General features: G+C 41.7%; 19 protein-coding genes. 5 read left to right on the forward strand and 14 right to left on the reverse strand.

Annotation, left to right across the window (positions count from 1 at the left end):
- The first annotated feature begins 827 nt into the window (after window positions 1-827).
- A complete protein-coding gene (locus BLW34_RS12440) occupies window positions 828-1,328 on the forward strand; it encodes a C40 family peptidase (RefSeq protein ID WP_090580132.1) in 501 nt (166 codons plus the stop codon).
- A 620-nt stretch (window positions 1,329-1,948) separates the two neighbouring features.
- Here the strand turns inward: BLW34_RS12440 and rpmE are convergent.
- From rpmE to trxA, 3 genes are all read right to left on the reverse strand, one after another.
- Window positions 1,949-2,161 carry a 50S ribosomal protein L31 gene (gene rpmE / locus BLW34_RS12445; protein WP_090544074.1) on the reverse strand — a complete coding sequence of 71 codons (213 nt, stop codon included), beginning with the start codon at window positions 2,159-2,161 and terminating at the stop codon, window positions 1,949-1,951.
- A 145-nt stretch (window positions 2,162-2,306) separates the two neighbouring features.
- Window positions 2,307-3,566, reverse strand: coding sequence for a transcription termination factor Rho (gene rho, locus BLW34_RS12450; protein WP_090544076.1), 1,260 nt, complete (start codon window positions 3,564-3,566; stop codon window positions 2,307-2,309).
- A 150-nt stretch (window positions 3,567-3,716) separates the two neighbouring features.
- The gene (gene trxA / locus BLW34_RS12455) at window positions 3,717-4,043 is read right to left on the reverse strand and encodes a thioredoxin TrxA (RefSeq protein ID WP_090580135.1); all 327 of its coding nucleotides are present in this window, start codon (window positions 4,041-4,043) and stop codon (window positions 3,717-3,719) included.
- A 381-nt stretch (window positions 4,044-4,424) separates the two neighbouring features.
- Here trxA and mltB point away from each other — a divergent pair, with 381 nt between their 5' ends.
- Entirely contained in the window at window positions 4,425-5,399 is a 975-nt protein-coding gene (gene mltB / locus BLW34_RS12460) for a lytic murein transglycosylase B (protein WP_256203784.1), read from the forward strand.
- A gap of 139 nt (window positions 5,400-5,538) precedes the next feature.
- Here mltB and BLW34_RS12465 read toward each other — a convergent pair whose 3' ends face one another.
- The 5 genes from BLW34_RS12465 to BLW34_RS12485 form a co-directional block, all read right to left on the reverse strand.
- Window positions 5,539-6,633: an ABC transporter ATP-binding protein gene (locus BLW34_RS12465; RefSeq protein WP_090544083.1), complete on the reverse strand. Its 1,095-nt coding sequence runs from the start codon at window positions 6,631-6,633 to the stop codon at window positions 5,539-5,541.
- 4 nt (window positions 6,634-6,637) lie between these two features.
- Window positions 6,638-8,155 carry an ABC transporter permease gene (locus BLW34_RS12470; protein ID WP_256203787.1) on the reverse strand — a complete coding sequence of 506 codons (1,518 nt, stop codon included), beginning with the start codon at window positions 8,153-8,155 and terminating at the stop codon, window positions 6,638-6,640.
- 173 nt (window positions 8,156-8,328) lie between these two features.
- Complete coding sequence (locus BLW34_RS12475; protein ID WP_256203788.1) at window positions 8,329-9,309, reverse strand: Fe(3+) ABC transporter substrate-binding protein; 981 nt, start codon at window positions 9,307-9,309, stop codon at window positions 8,329-8,331.
- Between the two features lie 167 nt (window positions 9,310-9,476).
- Window positions 9,477-10,598: an alanine dehydrogenase gene (gene ald / locus BLW34_RS12480; protein WP_090580144.1), complete on the reverse strand. Its 1,122-nt coding sequence runs from the start codon at window positions 10,596-10,598 to the stop codon at window positions 9,477-9,479.
- A gap of 362 nt (window positions 10,599-10,960) precedes the next feature.
- Window positions 10,961-12,148: a porin gene (locus BLW34_RS12485; RefSeq protein WP_090580147.1), complete on the reverse strand. Its 1,188-nt coding sequence runs from the start codon at window positions 12,146-12,148 to the stop codon at window positions 10,961-10,963.
- Window positions 12,149-12,858: 710 nt separating this feature from the next.
- Between BLW34_RS12485 and BLW34_RS12495 the strand changes: the two genes are divergently transcribed.
- The 3 genes from BLW34_RS12495 to BLW34_RS12505 all read left to right on the forward strand — a co-directional run bounded on the left by BLW34_RS12495 (window position 12,859) and on the right by BLW34_RS12505 (window position 15,545).
- Entirely contained in the window at window positions 12,859-14,214 is a 1,356-nt protein-coding gene (locus BLW34_RS12495; RefSeq protein WP_090580153.1) for a YncE family protein, read from the forward strand.
- Between the two features lie 126 nt (window positions 14,215-14,340).
- Entirely contained in the window at window positions 14,341-14,937 is a 597-nt protein-coding gene (locus tag BLW34_RS12500; protein ID WP_090580156.1) for an SCO family protein, read from the forward strand.
- A complete protein-coding gene (locus BLW34_RS12505; protein ID WP_090580159.1) occupies window positions 14,934-15,545 on the forward strand; it encodes a hypothetical protein in 612 nt (203 codons plus the stop codon). The genes BLW34_RS12500 and BLW34_RS12505 overlap by 4 nt, the downstream gene beginning before the upstream one ends.
- Before the next feature lie 105 nt (window positions 15,546-15,650).
- Here BLW34_RS12505 and BLW34_RS12510 read toward each other — a convergent pair whose 3' ends face one another.
- Genes BLW34_RS12510 through BLW34_RS12535 form a run of 6 tightly spaced genes read right to left on the reverse strand, consistent with a single transcriptional unit; the run spans window position 15,651 to window position 21,054 of the window.
- Window positions 15,651-17,090 carry a cyclic di-GMP-binding domain-containing protein, MshE-related gene (locus BLW34_RS12510; protein ID WP_090580161.1) on the reverse strand — a complete coding sequence of 480 codons (1,440 nt, stop codon included), beginning with the start codon at window positions 17,088-17,090 and terminating at the stop codon, window positions 15,651-15,653.
- Between the two features lie 22 nt (window positions 17,091-17,112).
- Complete coding sequence (gene lipA, locus BLW34_RS12515; RefSeq protein WP_090580164.1) at window positions 17,113-18,057, reverse strand: lipoyl synthase; 945 nt, start codon at window positions 18,055-18,057, stop codon at window positions 17,113-17,115.
- Window positions 18,047-18,718 carry a lipoyl(octanoyl) transferase LipB gene (lipB, locus tag BLW34_RS12520; RefSeq protein ID WP_090580167.1) on the reverse strand — a complete coding sequence of 224 codons (672 nt, stop codon included), beginning with the start codon at window positions 18,716-18,718 and terminating at the stop codon, window positions 18,047-18,049. The genes lipA and lipB overlap by 11 nt, the downstream gene beginning before the upstream one ends.
- 12 nt (window positions 18,719-18,730) lie before the next feature.
- On the reverse strand, window positions 18,731-18,997 hold the full coding sequence (locus BLW34_RS12525; RefSeq protein ID WP_090544064.1) for an HP0495 family protein: 267 nt from the start codon (window positions 18,995-18,997) through the stop codon (window positions 18,731-18,733).
- 34 nt (window positions 18,998-19,031) lie between these two features.
- Window positions 19,032-19,901, reverse strand: a complete 870-nt coding sequence (locus BLW34_RS12530; protein ID WP_090580170.1) for a D-amino acid aminotransferase — start codon at window positions 19,899-19,901, stop codon at window positions 19,032-19,034.
- Between the two features lie 13 nt (window positions 19,902-19,914).
- Entirely contained in the window at window positions 19,915-21,054 is a 1,140-nt protein-coding gene (locus tag BLW34_RS12535) for a D-alanyl-D-alanine carboxypeptidase family protein (RefSeq protein WP_256203786.1), read from the reverse strand.
- Window positions 21,055-21,494: the final 440 nt, after the last annotated feature.

The following is a 21,494-nucleotide window of genomic DNA, read 5'->3' on the forward strand; positions in this document are numbered from 1 at the left end:
CTGAATTTGAAATGGCATATTATCGCCAATTAAAGGAGTCAGCTAATGCAGCCTGACTCAAACTAAAAAGTCTCCGGAAAAACCGGGGCGATTCACAACATCTTTCTAAGGCGTTTGAGTATCACCTTGAATATCGTCCTCTACCCTTTCTAGGATAAATACGACATTGCACTCACAGTCTTATTTATGTCACCTGGAAATTTCCACTATGTGGCATAACTCTGCTAATTCCAAGCAGTCATAGAGATGCTCTGACGATTCAACCATCAATTGTCTTCACGTACAGAAATAAGAAGTCCCTTCTCTCACCTCTTCCGCCAGTAACATATGCTTCAACCAAGCAATCGAGAATCTGGTGTGAGCATACACATGTACTACTTGGAGATCGAAGCGCTATATGGTACGTTAAAGAGTCGTTATCGCATTTGAACATCACCTGAAATGGCTTCCATCAACTGCAGCCTCAGAGCTTAACTTCTCGTACAGTTTTGCAGTACCACTTCATTAAATTCTTACTCAAAAAGTATGTAACAAAATAATGCAATTAGACGCTAGCTCTCTTCATCAAAGCCATCAAATTTACACATGAAGCTATTCATTTTATCCCTAGTGGATCGTTCCAGTAAAACCATTACCGTTCGCGGTGAGCTTGTCAAACCGCTAAGCAACTGACATCGGCCCTCGACAGGCGCAGGCCGAACGGCGTTTTCTGTAACCGTTATGCTGGAACGCTTTACTAGAAGACTCTGATATATACAGCATTTTCCGATCTTATCATTTTTTGCTATACTTTATATCGATATATCATGTAAGCATAAATTAAAAATATGTTAACTAAGAATATTGTCATTTTATGTATTTACGGATGTTTAGTATCTGGTTGTGGATCAGTAGAAAGAAAGGATGCAAATTTTAAAGAGCATTCGAGCTCTATTATCTCAAAAGATAATAAGACAAGCTTACATTCTGTGAAAAATGTATTATATGCAAAATACAGAAAGTGGCAGGGAGTTCGCTATCAGCTTGGTGGTTTAAGTAAAAATGGTATTGATTGCTCAGGCTTTGTTTATGTCATTTATAAATCAGGATTAGGTATAGATCTACCGCGAACAACCAATCTACAATCGAGAGTAGGAAAAGAAATAAATAAAAATAATCTTAAAACAGGCGATTTAATTTTCTTCAAAACTAAAAATACATTGAACCACGTAGGTATTTATCTTGAAAATAGAAAATTTATTCATGCTTCTACTACTAAGGGAGTAACAATATCTAGATTAGATAATATATATTGGAAATCCAGATATTGGAAATCAATTAGAATTTAATCATTCATTACTATCATAAAATGTTACCTCTTATATAATATAGTATAGGCAACTTAAATTAAATCCAATAAGTACCTATCAAGTTATGTAATTTGCTTACTCTAGGAAATTACATTAACCATTCTCGGCCGAGAATTAGTACCCTCCCCAATCCCTTGGCATTACTAAGCCATCAACTAACTTGAGTAAACATCTGTTTGCTCTGCAAGCTTATAATTACTCAATTCAATTATAGTAATTCTAATCATGAGACAATCATCTCTGATGAATATCCAAGAATATAAACCCCCAAATATGTATGATAGATTATTGGAATTAAATCTCTTGCTGAGCCAATATTACGATCGTATCAAAGCAAGCAATACCCAGTCCTTATGGAGCTGCTTTCACTCGAACATATAATCTCTAGACTGTTCGCACCTATCTCTTTGTGCAAAATCAAGAAGTAAGCTCATGTCATTTTAATCAACCTAAACTTAGGTATGATGCCGTCTTCAAACGGCACTAACTTTTTATCCCATTGGGGGATTGATAGAGATAAATGTTAAATCTTATTGGAAGAAATTTAATTCAAAAAGAAACAAACTACCTATTCATAATAGTATTTTTCAGGTTGAGATCTATTTTTGCAATTGTTTTCCATACTTACGATTAAATTTCTCAACTCTTCCAGCAGTATCTACAATCTTCTGTTTTCCCGTATAAAAAGGATGGCAAGCTGAGCATACCTCTATATGTAAAGGCTTATTTAAAGTAGAGCGTGTTTTAAAAACATTACCACAACTGCATGTTACTGCTATCTCTTGATAAATCGGATGAATCTCTGCTTTCATAATCTTACGTCCTCGATCTCCATATTATATTATTATGGGTTATATATTTTAAAAAAATAGAATATTATCCTTTAATAAAGGAAGAGGTGCAACTTTAGAAAAGTTACGTCGGTATTACTCATCATCATAAAAACAATATAAAGATTTATACACGCCGCATTGAATCAAAAAAATCAGCATTGCTTTTTGTAGCTTTAATTTTATCAAGTAAAAATGACATTGCATCCATATCATCCATGGGGTAAAGTAGTTTTCGTAATATCCAGATCTTTTGTAATACATCTTGTGGAAGCAGTAGCTCTTCTCGACGAGTGCCAGAGCGGTTAACATTAATCGCAGGGTAAATACGTTTTTCTGCCATACGCCGATCAAGATGGATTTCCATGTTGCCAGTACCTTTGAATTCCTCGTAAATGACATCATCCATACGAGAGCCGGTATCCACCAAAGCAGTCGCGATAATGGTGAGAGAGCCTCCTTCCTCTATATTTCGCGCAGCGCCAAAAAAACGTTTTGGGCGTTGTAACGCGTTAGCATCTACCCCTCCTGTCAATACCTTACCAGATGCAGGCACTACCGTATTATAAGCGCGTGCTAAGCGAGTAATAGAGTCGAGCAATATCACTACATCTTTCTTATGCTCCACAAGACGCTTAGCTTTCTCTATCACCATATCGGCTACCTGAACATGCCGGATGGCAGACTCATCAAAAGTAGATGAAATAACTTCGCCTCTGACAGAGCGAATCATTTCTGTCACTTCCTCAGGACGCTCATCTATCAATAATACCATCAAAATAACGTCAGGATAATTAGCCGCAATTGAATGCGCAATGTGCTGCAACATCACTGTTTTTCCGGATTTTGGGCTTGCAACCAGCAAGCCTCGCTGTCCCTTTCCGATAGGAGCGATAAGATCAATGACCCGGCCTGTAATGTTCTCCTCAGATTTAATATCACGCTCTAATGCTAAACGTTCAGTAGGAAACAGCGGGGTCAAATTCTCAAACAAAATTTTTCGTTTGGAGTTTTCTGGAGGCTCATTGTTAACCTTATCAACTTTTACTAGCGCAAAATATCGCTCCCCATCTTTGGGAGGACGGATTTCACCATCAACTGAATCGCCGGTATGTAAATTAAAGCGCCTAATTTGACTAGGTGAAATATAAATATCATCGGGACCAGCCAGATACGAAGTGTCAGGCGAGCGCAAGAATCCAAAACCATCCTGCAAAATTTCCAGGGTTCCTTCCCCAAAAATACTTTCATTTTTACGTGCTTGATTTTTTAATAACGCAAAAATCAAATCCTGTTTTCGCAAACGATTGGCTCCCTCAACTTCATTTGCAACAGCCATTTTTATCAATTCGGAAACATGAAGGCTTTTAAGGTCAGATAAGCGCATGAAGAAACTCGTGAAAAGTGGTTGGAATAGAGAGAGAAACTAAGGTATCCAGGAAGAAGAGCAATACCAACAGGGAAAAAGTTAATTCTGAGCGATAGCTCTTATATCTTAAGACTTATAGAGTGCTTTTATTAGGTATAGCCTAAGATTTTACAGATGACTGTCAATAAATGCGGTCAATTGAGATTTTGAAAGAGCACCTACCTTGGTTGCTTCGATATTACCATTTTTAAATAACATTAGGGTTGGAATGCCACGAATTCCATATTTTGGGGGGGTGGCTTGATTTTCATCAATATTAAGTTTTGCAACTTTAAGTCGCCCGTTATATTCATTCGCTATTTCATCCAGAATTGGAGCAATCATCTTGCATGGTCCACACCATTCCGCCCAATAATCAACTAATACCGGCATAGATGATTGTAATACTTCTGCCTCAAAAGTTGCATCTGTAATATAGTGAACATGTTGACTCATGAAATCCTCATTCGAATTTGATTTTTTAAATTAATATTGATCAATTGTGCAATATACCAATGAATAGAATAGATCCGTCGTATCTGACTGTAAACCGAATCACAGTTGAAATAGAAATATGTAAGCTTGCAATTGTTATACTATAGAAAATTCCTACAAATGGGAAGTACTGTCGTACACTACAATTAAATTTTTATAGATTCCCAAGAGAAGCTAACTATCAAATTATACCTTCTAGCTTGTTAAGCAATTTATCAATGGAATTTATTTCATACATAAAAGGATAAAGTGGGATATCAGCTTAATATGTTTAATCAATCTAATGAAAGACAAACAATCATGCATTTAATTCAGCGTAATCATATACGCCAAGTATTTATAATGCTTATTGGTTTGCTCCTGATTTCCTGGAGTACGGTACTCATAGCATCTCCGTTACGCCTGGAAATCAAGCACTTTATTAATGAGATGGTTGCACAGCACGGATTCAATCAATCCAAACTTGAAGATGTATTTAGTAGAGTACAATTCCAGCCTTCTATCATTAATCTGATTTCAGTACCAGCTTCGTCAATACCTTGGAATAAATATCGCTCTCGTTTTATCAATTTACAACACATAAAAAGTGGCGTCAACTTTTGGAATGAGCATGAACGGAAGTTAGAGGAAGCAAGTCAAGCATTTGGTGTTCCTGAAGAAATTATTGTTGCAATTATTGGCATCGAAACTGCTTATGGTGCAACGACAGGCAAGCACCGCGTAATAGATGCGCTTACTACCCTGGCATTCGATTTCCCTCGGCGAGCTGATTTTTTTAGAAGTGAGTTAGAGCAGTACCTGTTACTTGCGCAGGAGCAGGGTTTCGATTTATTCAATATCAAAGGCTCATATGCAGGCGCGATAGGCTTTCCACAATTTATGCCAGGAAGCTATAGACGCTACGCCATAGATTTTGATGGTGATGGAAAAGCTGATTTAACAGGCAATGCTGCTGATGCAATTGGTAGTGTTGCCAACTATCTCAAGGAATATGGTTGGGAAGCAGGAGGGCCAATCGTAGCACGTGCACATGCACTGATTGAGGGTGATCATTATCAGGAAATCTTGCTTGCAGGTATCGAACCAGTTCATACAGTAAGAAAACTTCGCGAAGCAAATATTATCCCCTTGGAGAAGATGGACGATGAGCGGTTAGCGGCACTAATAGAATTAAAGGATGATGACAATATACAGCATTGGCTTGGGTTCCAGAATTTCTATGTGATTACACGATATAATCGTAGTATTTTTTACGCAATGTCAGTACTGCAACTCGCCGAAGCAATTCGTGCAACACGAAATTCAAGCTTGCGATAAACCAATAACTTAATAGAGGATGGCATTCGCATTCGCGTGGCAGTTGGACTCGGATGCGTAGCCGATTTTCAGTATGAATATAACAGCGTCTAACCGTAAGGCTTTAACTTTACCTACCAAACCATTGATTAAATACTCGCTACTCCTGAATATCTGTATATTTTTCCCTTCTAAATACTACAACATGATCAGCTTCTAGCTTGATGCCGATTTTCTCACCAATAGCATGATTATGGTGGCTCGATATGAGTGATAATACAGTCCTTCCGCTAGATAATCTCAATGTATAAAGAATCTCAGCACCTCGGAATGCTTTATGTATGACCATGGCCTGTAAAGTACTAGTACTTTCATTATTGTACACAATATCATCTGGTCGTATTAATACATCTACCTCACATCCGGTATGGCAAATTTCATTATCCAATTCGCACGGATGATAAATATCTTCGGTTAAAATTCCCAATTCCATCTCAATCTTTCCTGCAGAAAGCATTCTTCCGGGTAAAAAAACCCCTTGTCCGATAAAATTAGCAACAAAACGGTTGGCAGGACGATGATATAAATTGTAGGCTGCATCCCATTGCATAATTTCTCCTTGATGCATGACACCTATCACATCTGCAACCGAGAAAGCTTCGTCTTGATCATGCGTGACCAGAATCGCAGTAATATGCTGATTCTTTAGAATATCGCGTATTTCTAAACTTAAACGCTCCCGTAAGGTAATATCCAGATTAGAAAAAGGCTCATCCAGTAACAATAAATCAGGATGAGGGGCTAACGCTCGAGCTAATGCTACACGCTGCTGCTGTCCCCCGGAAAGCTCATGTGGATACTTATTGGCCACTTCCGCAAGACCCACAATTTGTAGCATGTCGGTTACTCGCTGCATACGTTCAATCGCACTACTACGGTGCAGCCCAAAACTCACATTTTCCGCTGCTGTCAGATGAGGGAACAAAGCATAATCCTGAAATACCATACCGACACGTCTTTGCTCAGGCGGCAAGCTAAAACTAGCACAACTAACCACTACCCCGTTAAGTGATATTTCACCCGCAGTCAATGGTTCAAAACCAGCAATACAACGCAATACAGTCGTTTTCCCACAACCGCTGGGACCTAACAAACAACCGATCTCCCCTTTTTTCAAATCAAACGATAAATGACTAATTGTTACCTGCTTACCGTAAGCATGCTTAATTTGGTGTAATTTCAATAATGTATCCACAGCACTATTTGTCGGTCTGTCGCATCAATAAAATAATAGGTACCAATCCTGCTAGCACTAAAGTCACTGACGGTAATGCAGCCTGTTCCCATTCGCCCTCTGAAGTCAAAGCAAAAATACGCACAGCCAGAGTATCCCAGCCAAAAGGACGGGTCATCAAAGTGATGGGCATCTCTTTCATGACATCCACAAAAACTAGCGTGGCTGCAGTAAATATACCTGTTTTCAGCATCGGCAAATGAATGCTTCGTAATACCGCCCAGCCGCTCAAACCGAATCCCATCGCCGCCTCGTCTATGTTGCGCGTAATGCGTTGCATGGCGCTATCAATAGGATAATGGCCGACAGCAAGGAAGCGTGTCATATAAGCAATTAACATTACTCCGAGTGTGCCTTGAATCAGCAAACCAGTTTCAATTTGAAACAACATCGACAGCCATTCGCTCAACTGATTATCAAGCCAGGCAAGGGGAATGAAAATACCCACAGCCAATACTGCTCCAGGTAAGGCATAGCCAATTGTCGCTATACGTACTGCAATCAAAGTAAAGAAATCAGAATACAAGCGGACCGCATAAACCAGCAGTATTGCAATAAAGCAGGTAATCACGGTAGCCATTGCTGATAGCAACACTGAATGCAAGAGAAATTCAAGATAGCGTTGGTCAAAACTTTGCAGTAAAGAATTAGCAGCCCAGATACCCAATTGTATAATTGGCAACACAAATGCAAAAAACAAAACACTGGCAGCAAAACAGCTGATTGCTTTGGCTTTCCAGCCTGAGAGTAAAATACCGCTGGCGCGTGAACTTCTTTTCATCTCTGCAAAACGCATCCGCAGTCGGAATTGTTGCTCGATAATAATGAGCACAAAGACAATCACGATCAGTAACGATGCAAGCTGAGAAGCAGCAGGTAAAGAAAACATGCCAAACCACGCTTTATAGATTGCTGTGGTAAATGTATCGTAGTTAAATATAGCGACTGTACCAAAATCTGCAAGAGTTTCCATGAGCGTTAGCATGATACCGCCTACAATCCATGGGCGTGCCATCGGCAGTGCCACCTTGAAGAATCCCTGTTGACGGCTAAGGCCCAGTGATTGAGCTGCCTCTAGTAAGCGCTTTCCTTGTGTGAGAAAAGCATTGCGCGCCATCAAATATACATAAGGATAGAAAGCCAGCGTCATAACAATGATCACCCCACCCCTTCCATATAAATCTGGAAACCAGGTTAGCTCTGACCCCAACCAACTGCGCAGGCTGGTCTGAACCGGGCCGGTATAATCAAATAAGCCGAGTACGACAAATGCGGTAACATAGGCTGGAATGGCTAATGGCAGTAATAATGCCCAGGAAAAAAACCTGCTGCCCGGAAACTCGTAGACCGCGGTAAACCACGCAAGGCTGACGCCCAATAATGACGTTCCGGCAATAACCCCGAATGAAAGCCAGAACGTATTGATTAATAAACTAGGAAGCGTGGTTTCAACGAGATGCTGCCAGACTTCATCTGCTGGCATAAAAAAGGAAGAGAAAACGACAACGACCGGAGCGAATACCAGTGCCGCAACGAGAAACGGGATCAGCCGCCATATACTTGCGTTATGCTTCAAGAGAAAAAAGGGGCGGCTAATATCGCTATTTTTTTCTTCTACAGTAGAATACTTTTCATTGTTCACATGCATCCACTAGTTTATCGATAACCAGCCCGGTCCATTAATTTTACTGCTGTTGTTTGTAGCTCTCCGGCTTTGACGATGTTCATTGGATTTTGCTTGAATGCTCCCCAACCCGAGACGACTGGGCTGGGTTTAACCTGAGAATTGACTGGGTATTCCATGTTGACATCAGCAAACAAATTTTGTGCTTTCTCTGAAGATAAAAATTCCAGCAATTTGATAGCTGAGCGCTCATTTTTGCTGAATTGGGTAATACCAGCACCGGAAATATTGACATGCACGCCACTATTATTCTGATTCGGCCAGAAAACTGCTAAAGGTAAAGTAGGATTACTTTCCATCAATCTACCATAATAATACGTATTGACCAGAGTCACATCACACCGCCCTGCTGCCACAAACTCTAAAGCTCTCGTATCATCAGGTAAAGGATCAGTTGCGAGATTAGCAACCCAGCCTCTCACTATTTTCTCAGTTTCAGCTTCACCATGCTCGGCAATCATCATGGCAACGAGCGACTGATTGTAAACTTTTTTCGAGGTACGCAAGCATAATCTTCCCTTCCATTTCGGATCAGCCAGATCTTCATAGCTAGAGAGATCAGAGGGTTTTACCTTTTGCGTGTTGTAGACAATAGTACGGGCTCGCACCGAGAGACCAAACCATTGCCCTTGTGGATCTCGTAAATAGGTAGGAATATTCGCTTCCAGTATAGGGGAAGAAACGGATTTTAACACTCCCGCGCGGGCGGCTTCCCATAAGTTCCCCACATCAGCAGTAATAAGAACATCAGCCGGTGTTTTTTTACCTTCGGCCTTGAGTCTCGCCAAAAGAGCGCCTTCCTTGTCTGTCGTAAATTTGACCTGAATACCTGTTTCACTGGTAAAAGCATCAAACATCGGCTTGATAAGCTGCTCAATTCTTGCTGAATACACTACGACCTGCTCTGCCTGCGCTATATTAACAACTAGCAGTGGGAGAAAACAGCATGTGATCGTAAAAAAGCGTTTGATAGAAAGTAGTTTACGCATTTAATTTAAGTATATGAAATGTGAGAATATCAGGAAACAGAATCCAGAATCTTGCAAAATTAAGAACAATTATACTATGAATAAGAATAATTATTAGTTATACCTCTTTCAAGAAGTAATGCGTACTCTAATTAGCAAGCTATATTATTAATTGCCTGCAATGGCGCTGTATATTCCAGCCCAAATGCTTCAGCCACCGCTGAATGTGTCACGAAACCACGATGTATATTGAGGCCGTGTTGCAAAGCACGATCATCACGCATAGCATCTAAACCTTCATTTGCCAGGCGCACTACATACGCAGCTGTTTGGTTATTCAGTGCAAAGGTGCTCGTACGCGGAACGGCCCCCGGCATATTGGTAACACAGTAATGCAATACACCATCAATCTCATAAACCGGGTGACTGTGTATGGTGGGGCGTGTGGTCTCAACGCAGCCCCCCTGATCAACCGCCACATCAACAATGACCGAGCCTCGGCGCATATGCGGCAACATATCCTTGGTAATCAACCAAGGTGTGCGTCCACCCGGGATTAGCACTGCACCGATGACGAGATCAGCTTGATAAACGAGCTCTTTGATATTGAGCCCATCACTCATGCGCGTCAATAATTGACCTCGGAAGATATCATCCAGACATTTCAATCGGGTATGATTTATATCTAGCACTGTTACTTGAGCGCCCATACCAACCGCTACCCTGGCAGCATTAGCGCCTACTATGCCTCCTCCCAGAATTGCGACATTGGCAGGCGCAACCCCAGGAACGCCTCCCATCAGAACCCCCCGACCACCTAAGGTTTTTAGCAAGTAAGTAGCCCCTATTTGAACTGCCATTCTTCCGGCCACTTCGCTCATCGGTGCTAACAGTGGCAGTTCACCTGACTCTGTTTGTACAGTTTCATACGCGATACCTGTTGTTCCAGCAGCCAAAAGCGCATCAGTCAGCACTTTGTTCGAAGCCAGATGAAGATAAGTGAAAAGAATCAAGTCGCGGTGTAAATAGCAGTACTCCAGCTCTGTTGGCTCCTTTACCTTGACCACCATTTGCGCAGACCAGGCATCTTCAGCATTAAAAACAATATCAGCCCCCGCTGATTTGTAATCTTCATCAGCAAAAGAGCTTCCCAGCCCTGCTCCAGTTTGCACTCGAACCTGATGCCCATATCCCACTAGCGTATGGACGGTACCAGGCGACATCCCGACACGATACTCATTATCCTTAATTTCCTTGGGTAATCCGATAATCATTACTTGATTCCAGGTTTTATTGATCAGAATGACTCTTTTACTCTTTTTTTTACCTCTTTCATAGCGCCATCTCTATTAATCAGTTACACAAATAGATAGATTTGCCCTACCATAGATAATTTATAATCCGACATTGGCTAGAAACTTTCAATTCCTGTTATTGATTGAACCCTAAATAGTTTCAAGAAGTATCTTTGAAACAGACCTGAAAATGCTAGAAATTCAATTTATTTGCGAGTCTGATCTGTAAATAAAAACACCCCGCACAAACTGCGGGGTGTCAGGGTGTTAACTACGCTCTTTAGACTGCTAATTTTCAATCAGCCCTCATCCCACAGGATAGGGAATTGAACACCCAGAGATTAAAAAAGATGACGCATGCCAACCGTCCAAGTATTACGATCGCGATCTACTATGCTATTTTTATCAATTACGTCTACATGCTGATAGCCGCCAAATAAATTTGTACGCTTGCTCATATGATAAAGTCCACCAACAGTAAAGCTTTTTGATTTGCGACTCGCAAAGACATCTGTTTTGTTCGCATCAGTCATACCACCTTGCGCAATTAAAGTTGCATTTCCCAATCTGTATTGGCCTCCTGCATACCAGATACTGCCATCTCCACCCGGATTCATTGCGGTATTACATTGCCTAGTAGAAACGTCGCCAATCGCACCCAAAGCGGCCGCATCTGAGCAGGTCGCTGCACCCAGTGCTTTACTGATAAAATCATATTGGCCTTGAAGACTAAAGTTTTTATAAGACCAGACTCCGCCGATCCGACCCACTTCTTCGGTTTTTAAATTAAATGCAGTTATCTTCTTTTGTGCAGAACTGACATTATCTCTGGAATAGCCACCGAATACCTCCAGCTTATGGCTTTGGAAATCCATAACATATTTGGCGGCAAATTGAACATCCCATTCACCATTCTCCCCGCCCGTATCACCAATATTATTCCCATGACCGCCAAGGTGGCCACCAAGATGAGCTTCCAATTTGTCTGCATCGCCAGGCATTAACAGGACTGCAAAGGAGAAACCATTGAAGGTTGTGGAAGTAAAGCGCACCACGCTGTTTACAGCGGAATAAGATCCTGAGCCAAGACCGTTGGCGCTTGCGATCATAGTCCCACCACTGCCAGTGGCTTGAAGAGTGGTATAGACAAATGGATCAATCGTCCAGCCACCGGCAAAGTCAGCAAATGGGGAATGGGTGCGACCAAATTTCAATGTGCCAAGTGAATCCTTGGATATCCCGACGAATACTTCCCGATTACCTATGGATCCACCGTTCGTATTAAAACCGAAATCAATCATAGTAACCACTCTAAATCCATTTCCTAAATCTTCGAATGCCCGAATGCCCCATGAAGAAAAAAAGGTTGGATCATTAACTGTTGTTTGACTGGAGAAACCTTCGATATTGATACCACTATATTCAGCCTGAATTCGGCCAACGATCGAGATATTTGTTCCAAATGCGGATGAAATGCTGGTAGAGGCAAGTAAGCCAGTTAATGCGATGGAAATTAGCTTGTTATTCATGATGAGTTACTGTGTGTGAAAATTAAATTTGCAAATAGTATGAAAATAGGTTGTTATGAGTTAATTAATAAATCAAGTATTTTATCTGCAAATTAACAGAATTTAAGATCATATCACCGCATAATATGAATATAACTGCGATATGTCTCTAATTAGAGACATAATATATCTTTAAAAAACAGTTAGTTAAGCATCAAAATCAAAAAATCGTCATCTAATAGAGACAATTATTTGTTACATCCTTCGCAAATAATTCTTTAAATTCAATATAAGTAATTGATCTAATAGAAATAATGCATTCAGGCATGAATGTTGCCTTTGAATACAGCGAATCATGTCCGGCTAGTAATCATGGTTAAGATGCAACTTAAAGCGCAAGCGATCTTTGAAAAACACAGCGCTTGGTTCCACTCTTTATTTACGAAACAAGCATTATTATCGAGAGCTCCGATCCAGATGACTGTGAGTTTTCTCACATCGAAAGATACTGCGAGTCCTTAAACTGGTTACTGGTTAATAAGACGTAGTTGTGCTGGAGCCCGGATTAGGCCTGATGTACTGGTTCAGTTAGGGATTGTTTCAAGTCGAAAGCGGTATTTTTCGATGTGGCAGTCTTAAGTAATTGGAATGTGGTTATTCCATTGCATTAAGACTTTATTATCAATGTGTTGTAGGAGATATTTTTAATGCTGTCAATGAAGAAGTTTTCTATGAGGAAGCTAGCCCAGATTATTCCTATGGCTAGCATATGCGTGCTCGCCTTGTCTGTAGGTCCTGTTAGCGCAGGTAAAGGTAATGATCCTGCGTCCTTACCAACTTATCAATACCCAAATATCTACAATAATTATCTGCAGCCTGTGGCAACAGCTATCGATTATCACAGCGGCATGGTTTATCTCTTTAATTACGAGAACGACAAGCTAGTAATTATTGATCCAACTAGCCTCGCTGGCTGGCCTGGAAAAGTCCCATTGCAGCATACAATAGTATTACCGGAAGGAAATAAGATTTATATCACATCCGATACCACGAATGAGCATGCAGCTTATATTATTGCGCTGAGAACAGACAGTATTGATTGGGACGCCGGTACCGCCTCAGTGATGGTAGAATCAGTAATGACAGTTGGGACCGCAGGCGAACCCAGTGAATTTCCATTTGTTGAGCCCGTCAACGATGTTCAGAATATTCCTAATTGGGTAATAGGCAGGGGACCCCAAATTCATGGTCCGACTATATTACCTTATTCGGACTATATCTACTTTACTGAGTTTACTTCTGACAGGGTGCGTGTTGTCAATACCAAAACAAATCAGTTGGTGGCGAATGTTGACCCTATCATCATACCGGGTTACACAGAGCAAACGCATGGTATCAATTTCAATAAATCCGGTACCATTGGCCTTGGTACAGGGTATTTCTTCGACAATAGTGTAATTGATGTCTACAAGCCCAACAGAGAAACTGGCGAGCTGCAACCTGTAGGCCAGATTATGCTGGGTGATGAGAAAAAACATGCAGCTTTCAGTCATTTTACGGTTTGGCTAGATGAACGATATGCGGTTACGGCAACGATGCAGCTCGACAAAACTTCGTTAACACCCGCGACTACTGAAAAAATTATTCCACCGAGTGTTTGGTTGATTGATGCTCTAGCAGGCACTGCAACTAAAATTCTAGATCGTTCTACAAATGCCAATGCGCCTGGTGTTTTCCGTTCTGCTTCCGACATTGCGGTGATCAATGGCAAGCTCTATATTGCAGAAGAAGATTCACTCGATTTCACATTTGCTGATGATGGCTATATATCTGTTTACGATTTAACCGATCGCTATCAACCAAAATTTATCAAGAGACTTAAACCAGGTGTAGAGCTTCCAAATGGATTTGCTATCGCACATACGATCGCGCCTACGCCTGATAATCGCCACATAGTGGTGGCAAGCTGGGTTTCTGGATATGTAGTCAAAATCGACACTTCGACAGATACAGTCGTGAAAGTTTGGGGGCCTAATGATGGCCTGGTCAAGCCGCATGGTATATTTACTGCAGGTACCTTGCGTTAATAGTTAATTGCTGTTTACTCGGCTCATCTGCTTTTACTCAAGGATTGTCGTGCGGGTAAAAGTCATGATGAGCCAGCTCAAATATAAAACAAAGTGATCATAAAATTGAAAAGAAAGAGTAAATAAATGATACAAAGCGTTTTACAAAGAAAGTATTCTTCAACAGTAGTTGCTCTGACCCTTCTTTTTACGCAGGCCAGCATCGAAGCTGCAACAGTCATCTTGCCTCGCCCAGTGCCTCTGCAGGCTGAAACAATCACTCATTTGAGACAAACGCATGCAAATGAGCACAATCAATGGCAACTCGTTGTGTTTGGATTCACTCATTGCAAGGATATATGCCCCATGTCACTGGCTAATTTAGCCATGCTGGTTAAAGCTGCTGCTAATGAGCAAATTAAATTGGATGGAACTTTCGTGACAGTGGATCCAGACAGGGATTCGGAAGAAATCTTATCTGGCTATACAAAAAGCTTTGGAGCAGACATTGCTTACTTACGATTTGAAGGTGAAGATTTGGAACGTTTCAAGGCCACTTTTGGTGTAGAAACCGTTTTCTATACGAAGAATGCTGGTAACCAGCAGAATTATCAGGTTGATCACAGTACCTCGGCATTTTTAATTGATCCGTCAGGAAAAATTAGAGTTATATTCGACGCACTTGAAGACGCAACCCGTATTGCAAAAATGTTTCGCAAAAAAAAGGAGCTATTTAAGTCATGAACTGGACTCCAGTATTAATATCTCTATTCATGATAGTCGGGCCTGTTGCTGCTATGCAAATCGAAGCGGATCCCCGCTCTATCGCGTCTTTCATGGATAAATCCTTAACACCAGAACTTGATATTTTACAGGTAGCAACTGATATTTCAGCAGATAATCATTTGGTGTTCCAAGTTAAAACAAGAGGGGAACAGATCAACGGGAAAAACAGCGATTATCTGCTCTTACAAATTTTGCATGAAAAAACTTATCTTCTGCTGCTTCCATTAAATAAGGAAGAAGGGGATAAAATTTTGATATATGAAGGCACTCTTCAACCTGAAAACCATAAATTGTCAAAAATCACCGGGGAGTTTAAAGAATATAACTTATCGGCAGATTTTACTGCCAAACGTATAGTTCGAGGAGCAGAATTCACCGTACCTCTCGATTGGATCAATTACGGTGCTGATTTCAATTTTGATGCATATACTATCCAAGCGAGCATGCAAGGGAATACTTTACAAATTAATAAAGTATATGATCAGGCAAGAAAAGGACGTAAAGAGGAGAAGCGGTTTTCCGCCATTACACTACTCAATAAAATTTGCTCACCCAAAAAACGATGATCAAATCCCTGGATTATTCTCAACTTATCTGAGATTAGTGGGATAATTGATCATGTGATGAAGCAGACTATTTTCCGTGTCATTCCTCAGTCTCGCCATTTAGGCCTATAATTCGACAAAATAGTTGGCAGCTGCAGAATCTATAGCTTCTTTCGTAAATTCTGGAGGCCGTTTCAGGAAATAAGCATGATCGACAATATGCTCCATGAGATCACGCGGATGGCTACCTACCAGTGGTCGATTTTGTTTATGATAGTGATTATTCAATAGATATTCGGCTACCTCGCTATCGTAATGAACGCCTTGCTTATGGCAGACACGACGTAGAATTTCCTTGAATTCACCTTCGGACTGATATTGCACATGTATCTTATGACGGATTCGTCGCAGAAATGCGTCATCCACCAAATCCAATGGATTTAAATTGGTACTAAACACAGTAATCTGATCAAAAGGTATCTCGAATTTCATGCCTGTATGCAGCGATGGAAAATCAATACCGCGCTCTAATGGTATAATCCAGCGATTAAGCAGTTGGCGTGGCTCAATTCGTTGTCGACCAAAGTCATCCAGAATAAAGACGCCATTTCCTGCTTTCATATGAATAGGCGCTTCATAGAATTTGCTGGAATAGTCATAACGTAATTCAAGCATATCCAACGTGAGTTCGCCTCCCACCATCACTACTGGACGATAGCATTTTTTCCAGCGTGGATCATAAGTTAGGCTCATTTTAAGATCAAGCGAGGAGTTTTCTAATGTTTTCTTATCTTCGACAGGTGTATGAATAGCCGGATCAAAAAAACGTATCACCTGCCCTCCCACCTCTATAGCCTGTGGAAGGTAAATTTCTCCCGGTATGCCATGTCCTAACGCCTCAGCTATACTGGTTTTCCCTGTTCCCGGCGGGCCATATAAAAAAATCGAACGTCCTGAAGAAAATGCAGGCCCCAATTGATTCAGTAATTTTTCACCGATAACCAGATGCCTCAAGGAAGAATCAATCCACTCCTTATCCAGCTCAACCTGACGGACACTTTGTCTTGCTAGCATGAATGAGTAATCTTCCAATGGAACAGGCGCTGCCCCAACATATAAACTGATGTTAAATGCTGCCTCCGCCCTTTCTCGCCCTCGCTGGGTTAATTCGAGTACTTGAGTCGTACTGGTATAATTGGAAGAAGTGCGAATAGCGGCCAAATGATCTGCTCTGATCTGCTCAATCAATTCTTCAACGACACTAAAAGGAAGGGAAAGCACATGCGACATACGCGGCAAGGTAAACGTACCTGCTTCCAGATAAGCAGCCTTAAGCAACAGATCGACCAGATAAACTTCGCTCAAACCCGTATCAGTTATTTTTAGCGGCACTGGTGGAGCAGGATACAAGAATTGATTCAACTGTTCCTCTGTAAGATAACTTAGAGAAGTGACTGCATTGGCGAGGCTTCCGCCGCTACGCCTCTGCAATGCAATCGCCTCATTCAGCTGTTCTACAGATATCAAACCCTCATGAACCAGTAGTTCACCTATCGATTTTGCCATGCCGTTTATCCTTTGTTAAAAGCTATTTCACCCCTGCTTCATGTGCCTGTTGATCAGCATGGTAGCTTGAACGCACCATTGGACCGCATGCAGCATTACTGAAGCCCATTTCAATCGCAATACGCTCAAACTCCTTGAAACCCTCTGGTGATACATAACGCATGACAGGTAAATGTCCAATGCTGGGTTGGAGATATTGACCGATGGTAAGCATATCGACATCGTGCTCACGCAAATCTTGTAATACTTCGATAATCTCATCATCGGCTTCTCCGAGTCCTAACATTAGGCCAGATTTAGTAGGAATAGCAGGAAAAGCAGCTTTAAAGTCTTTCAGCAATTTCAGGGAATGCGCATAATCTGCGCCAGGACGGCATTGCTTATATAAACGGGGAACTGTTTCAAGGTTGTGATTGAGTACATCCGGTGGACAGGCAGACAGTTTTTCCAAAGCCACGGACAATCTCCCACGAAAATCTGGCACGAGAATTTCAATTTTGGTTTGCGGAGAATGGGCGCGTATCTCACGAATACAATCAACAAAGTGTTCTGCCCCGCCATCGCGCAAATCATCACGATCCACGCTCGTGATCACAACGTATTTAAGCTTCAGTGCGGCAATAGATTTTGCCAGATGTAACGGCTCCTCAGGATCGGGCGGTAATGGCCTGCCATGTGCCACATCGCAAAAGGGGCAACGCCGGGTGCAAAGATCCCCCAAAATCATGAAAGTGGCGGTTCCTTTGCCAAAACACTCGCCAATATTAGGGCATGAGGCTTCCTCGCAGACAGTATGCAGCTTGTGCTCCCGCAGCAAGCGCTTGACCTCAGAGTATGTTTGACTATTGGATGAGCGTACCCGTATCCATGACGGCTTGCGTAATATCTCGCCAGGTTGTTGAATATCGATTTTGATTGGGTTGCGCGCAGTTTTAGCGATCCCTCTTTCGTGTCTATCAGTGGTCATGACGTTGAATGTTTCCTCCCTCAGCAAGTTTAATTTGTAGTTTTTCTATCATTTTCTGACCTAGAACTTCCATTTCGTCGTCAATACCAAGATCCTTTGTTTGCGTAATCCGCAGACCTGCATAACCACATGGATTGATCGCAGAAAATGGCCCCAAATCCATGTTCACATTCAATGCGATACCATGGTAACAGCAACCATTCTTAATTTTTAATCCTAATGAGGCAATCTTCGCATTATTCACATAAACACCTGGCGCATTCACGCGACCCTCTGCATCCACTCGATATTCTCGCAGCAAGTCTATCACAGCCCCCTCCATCTTCCTGACCAATTCCCTTACACCAAGCTTTAGACGGCGCAGATCGAGCAATAAATAGACGATCTGCTGTCCTGGACCATGGAAAGTGATTTGCCCGCCCCGGTCTGTCTTGATAACCGGGATTTCATTTTGACAGAGTAAATGTTCCGATCTACCGGCGATGCCTTGAGTATAGACAGGTGGGTGTTGCAGCAACCAGATTTCGTCAAGCGTATGGTCGGTACGGCTAGCGGTAAAATCCTTCATGGCTTGCCAAGCTACCAGATAATTCACCGTACCCAGAGATCTCGTTTTAATGGCCAGTGGCGCTCTTTCTGGCCCAAGCCGTACACTTTTCATCGTATTAAGGCTTCAAAATACTATCATCACCATCGGATGATCATGAAGCTCCTGATAAAGTGCATCTAATTGCGCACGAGAGGTCGCCCAGATAGTACAGGTCAGACTTAAGTAGGTACCATTCTTGCTGGCTCTTACTTCAAGCGTAGTATCGTCAAAATCAGGCGCATGATTTTTGACAATACTCAATACAGTCTGGGTAAGACCCTTCTGGGATCGACCCATAATCTTGATTGGGAAATCACAGGGATATTCAATAAACGAAGGCTGCTCTGTCATGATATGTGGCGAACCATCTACACTGTAGAACTCATTATTTTAATGATACGACAGGATCTCCGCCCCGCATCGTAGCCGCCTTGTATTGCTGATAAAGCTGGTTAAGCTGCTTGAACATAGCTCCTGGCTTACCATTACCAATTGTTTTTCCATCCAGCGATATGATAGGCATGACCTCTTTGGTAGAAGAAGTGAGTAGCACTTCTTCCGCTGTACGCAGCTCCTCTTCAGATACCGCTCTCACCTCATGAGGAATAGCGTTGCTTTGTGCTAATTCCAGTACAACATCGTAGGTAATACCTGGCAGCATCAAATGGCTTTTGGGTGGTGTTAGCAGCACATTGTTTTTTACGATAAAAATATTGCTAGCTGCCCCCTCAGTTAAAAACCCATCACGCAATAAAATTGTTTCCATGGCACCTGAATCAACCGCAAGCTGACGCAATAGTACATTGGGCAACAATGATATGGCCTTGATATCACACCTTCCCCAACGATTATCTTGTGCAGTAATCGCCGGAACACCGGTCAGCAGCAATTCCTGAGGCGGCGTTAGCAATGGATTGCTCATGATGAACACCGTAGATGGAATCCCTGCTGGGAATGCATGATCACGCTTGGCTACTCCACGCGTAATATGCAAGTAAAGATATTGATCATTGCCTTCGTTACAGGCAATGATCTGCTCTACCAGGGTATGCCATTGCTCATCAGTATAAGGGTTTTTAAGGCGAATACCATTCAGGCTATGCTGCAAGCGGTGTAAATGCTCTGCGAGTCGAAACGGCTTTCGGGAGTAAACCGGTATGACTTCATATACACCATCGCCGAAAATGAACCCTCTATCCAGTACCGGAACGTATGCCTGTTCAATCGGCACAAACTTGCCATTGAGGTAAATCATTTTTTTCCAAAAATTAGTTAAAGAGCATCTTGATGCTATCCCATGCACGCCCCAAAATACTGGCTTCGCCTATCGTTTCAAGAGAAACGAGTGGATAAGTTGCGATTTCCTGATTGCCGAGGCTAAATTTGACGAAACCTACTTCTTGTCCTTGATTGATAGGTGCAATCATTGGCAGTCTATATTCCATTTTAGCCTTTAAATTTTCAGCCTGCCCTTTGGGTAGTGAAAAATAGATATCGCGATCAAATCCCACCTTGAGTTTATTTTGCGCGCCTTTCCAAACCTGGATTGTTGTAATTTCCTGATCTTTTTTGTATGGATGCGCCGTATCAAAGAACTGAAAACCATAATTCAGTAAACGCTGACTCTCCTTGCTGCGTGCATTGGGTGTTGCAGTCCCCATGACGACTGAGATCAATCGACGATCATCCCGTTTGGACGAAGTGATTAGGCAATAACCAGCAGCTACAGTCCATCCTGTTTTCATCCCATCTACATTAGGATCAAGCCACAGCAAACGATTGCGATTGAATTGAGTGATGCCATTGTAGGTGTATTCACGCAATGAATAGAGAGGGTAATACTCTGGAAAATCGCGAATGATGGCTGTTGCCAGAAGCGCAAGATCATGCGCGGAACTGTAATGATTGGGATGAGACAATCCAGTCGAATTGGTGAAACGTGTATTGGTCATCTTCAAACGTGCTGCTTCCTCGTTCATCATGTGTGCAAACATTTCTTCCGAGCCGGCAATCAGTTCGGCAAGCGCAACACAGGCGTCATTCCCGGATTGCACGATCATGCCGCGAATCAATTCATCTACCGTCACTTGTTTATTGGGTTCGATAAACATGCGGGAACCCACCATTTTCCAGGCTGTATTAGACACGGGGACAACTTGATCCAACGTAATACGTTTCTGCTTTAAAGCTGTAAAAACAACATAAGCTGTCATCAGCTTGGTTAGTGATGCAGGCTCAAGACGCTCATCTGCATTTTGACTGACCAGTGTCTGGGCAGTGTGAAAATCAACAAGAGCAAAGGATTTCGCTGCTACAGACAAAGTAGGCTGCTGAGCAAAGGCAGGGAGTACCGCAAAGCATAGCAGTAACCAAAGTAAGCTTCTCATAAAAACATGGAAAAATTTCATTATAGCTTGCTCATCAAATTTCATAAACTAACTACATAAATAAAATGGTTTTTTCATTTAATTTGTTAGATAAGGGAGAACGCAAAATTTCTTGATGAATAACTAGAGACTAGAAATAAATTGCTTAAGTAATCTGAAAAAATTATCAAATATCCAGCTCAAATCATTATCAAGCCTGGATTTGTGAATGATATACCATCGATTTATTACCGATAATCGAAGTCTTAAAATACAAGACTCATATGATAGCAAATAAGAAATTATGTTTGCTGCCATTTGAAATTCTATGAGTCAGTACGCTTAATGATAAAGCAACCAAGATTAACTGATGTAGCTACACTAAACCTAAACCGGACACATTCCTTAAAATAACTGAAAGAAGGAATGTATTTAAATGACCCAAGAAAAACCCAAAGTCTATACAGCTGAATTTAGGGAGT

This window comes from Nitrosomonas sp. Nm58 (assembly GCF_900107335.1).
Taxonomy (GTDB): Bacteria; Pseudomonadota; Gammaproteobacteria; order Burkholderiales; family Nitrosomonadaceae; genus Nitrosomonas.

Bases quoted from the DNA above. Each gene is read 5' to 3' on its own strand.
- BLW34_RS12440 (WP_090580132.1), top strand. From the start codon at position 828: ATGTTAACTAAGAATATTGTCATTTTATGTATTTACGGATGTTTAGTA.
- rpmE (WP_090544074.1), bottom strand. From the start codon at position 2,161: ATGAAAGCAGAGATTCATCCGATTTATCAAGAGATAGCAGTAACATGC.
- rho (WP_090544076.1), bottom strand. From the start codon at position 3,566: ATGCGCTTATCTGACCTTAAAAGCCTTCATGTTTCCGAATTGATAAAA.
- trxA (WP_090580135.1), bottom strand. From the start codon at position 4,043: ATGAGTCAACATGTTCACTATATTACAGATGCAACTTTTGAGGCAGAA.
- mltB (WP_256203784.1), top strand. From the start codon at position 4,425: ATGCTTATTGGTTTGCTCCTGATTTCCTGGAGTACGGTACTCATAGCA.
- BLW34_RS12470 (WP_256203787.1), bottom strand. From the start codon at position 8,155: ATGCCAGCAGATGAAGTCTGGCAGCATCTCGTTGAAACCACGCTTCCT.
- ald (WP_090580144.1), bottom strand. From the start codon at position 10,598: ATGATTATCGGATTACCCAAGGAAATTAAGGATAATGAGTATCGTGTC.
- BLW34_RS12485 (WP_090580147.1), bottom strand. From the start codon at position 12,148: ATGAATAACAAGCTAATTTCCATCGCATTAACTGGCTTACTTGCCTCT.
- BLW34_RS12495 (WP_090580153.1), top strand. From the start codon at position 12,859: ATGAGGAAGCTAGCCCAGATTATTCCTATGGCTAGCATATGCGTGCTC.
- BLW34_RS12500 (WP_090580156.1), top strand. From the start codon at position 14,341: ATGATACAAAGCGTTTTACAAAGAAAGTATTCTTCAACAGTAGTTGCT.
- BLW34_RS12505 (WP_090580159.1), top strand. From the start codon at position 14,934: ATGAACTGGACTCCAGTATTAATATCTCTATTCATGATAGTCGGGCCT.
- BLW34_RS12510 (WP_090580161.1), bottom strand. From the start codon at position 17,090: ATGGCAAAATCGATAGGTGAACTACTGGTTCATGAGGGTTTGATATCT.
- lipA (WP_090580164.1), bottom strand. From the start codon at position 18,057: ATGACCACTGATAGACACGAAAGAGGGATCGCTAAAACTGCGCGCAAC.
- lipB (WP_090580167.1), bottom strand. From the start codon at position 18,718: ATGAAAAGTGTACGGCTTGGGCCAGAAAGAGCGCCACTGGCCATTAAA.
- BLW34_RS12525 (WP_090544064.1), bottom strand. From the start codon at position 18,997: ATGACAGAGCAGCCTTCGTTTATTGAATATCCCTGTGATTTCCCAATC.
- BLW34_RS12530 (WP_090580170.1), bottom strand. From the start codon at position 19,901: ATGATTTACCTCAATGGCAAGTTTGTGCCGATTGAACAGGCATACGTT.
- BLW34_RS12535 (WP_256203786.1), bottom strand. From the start codon at position 21,054: ATGAAATTTTTCCATGTTTTTATGAGAAGCTTACTTTGGTTACTGCTA.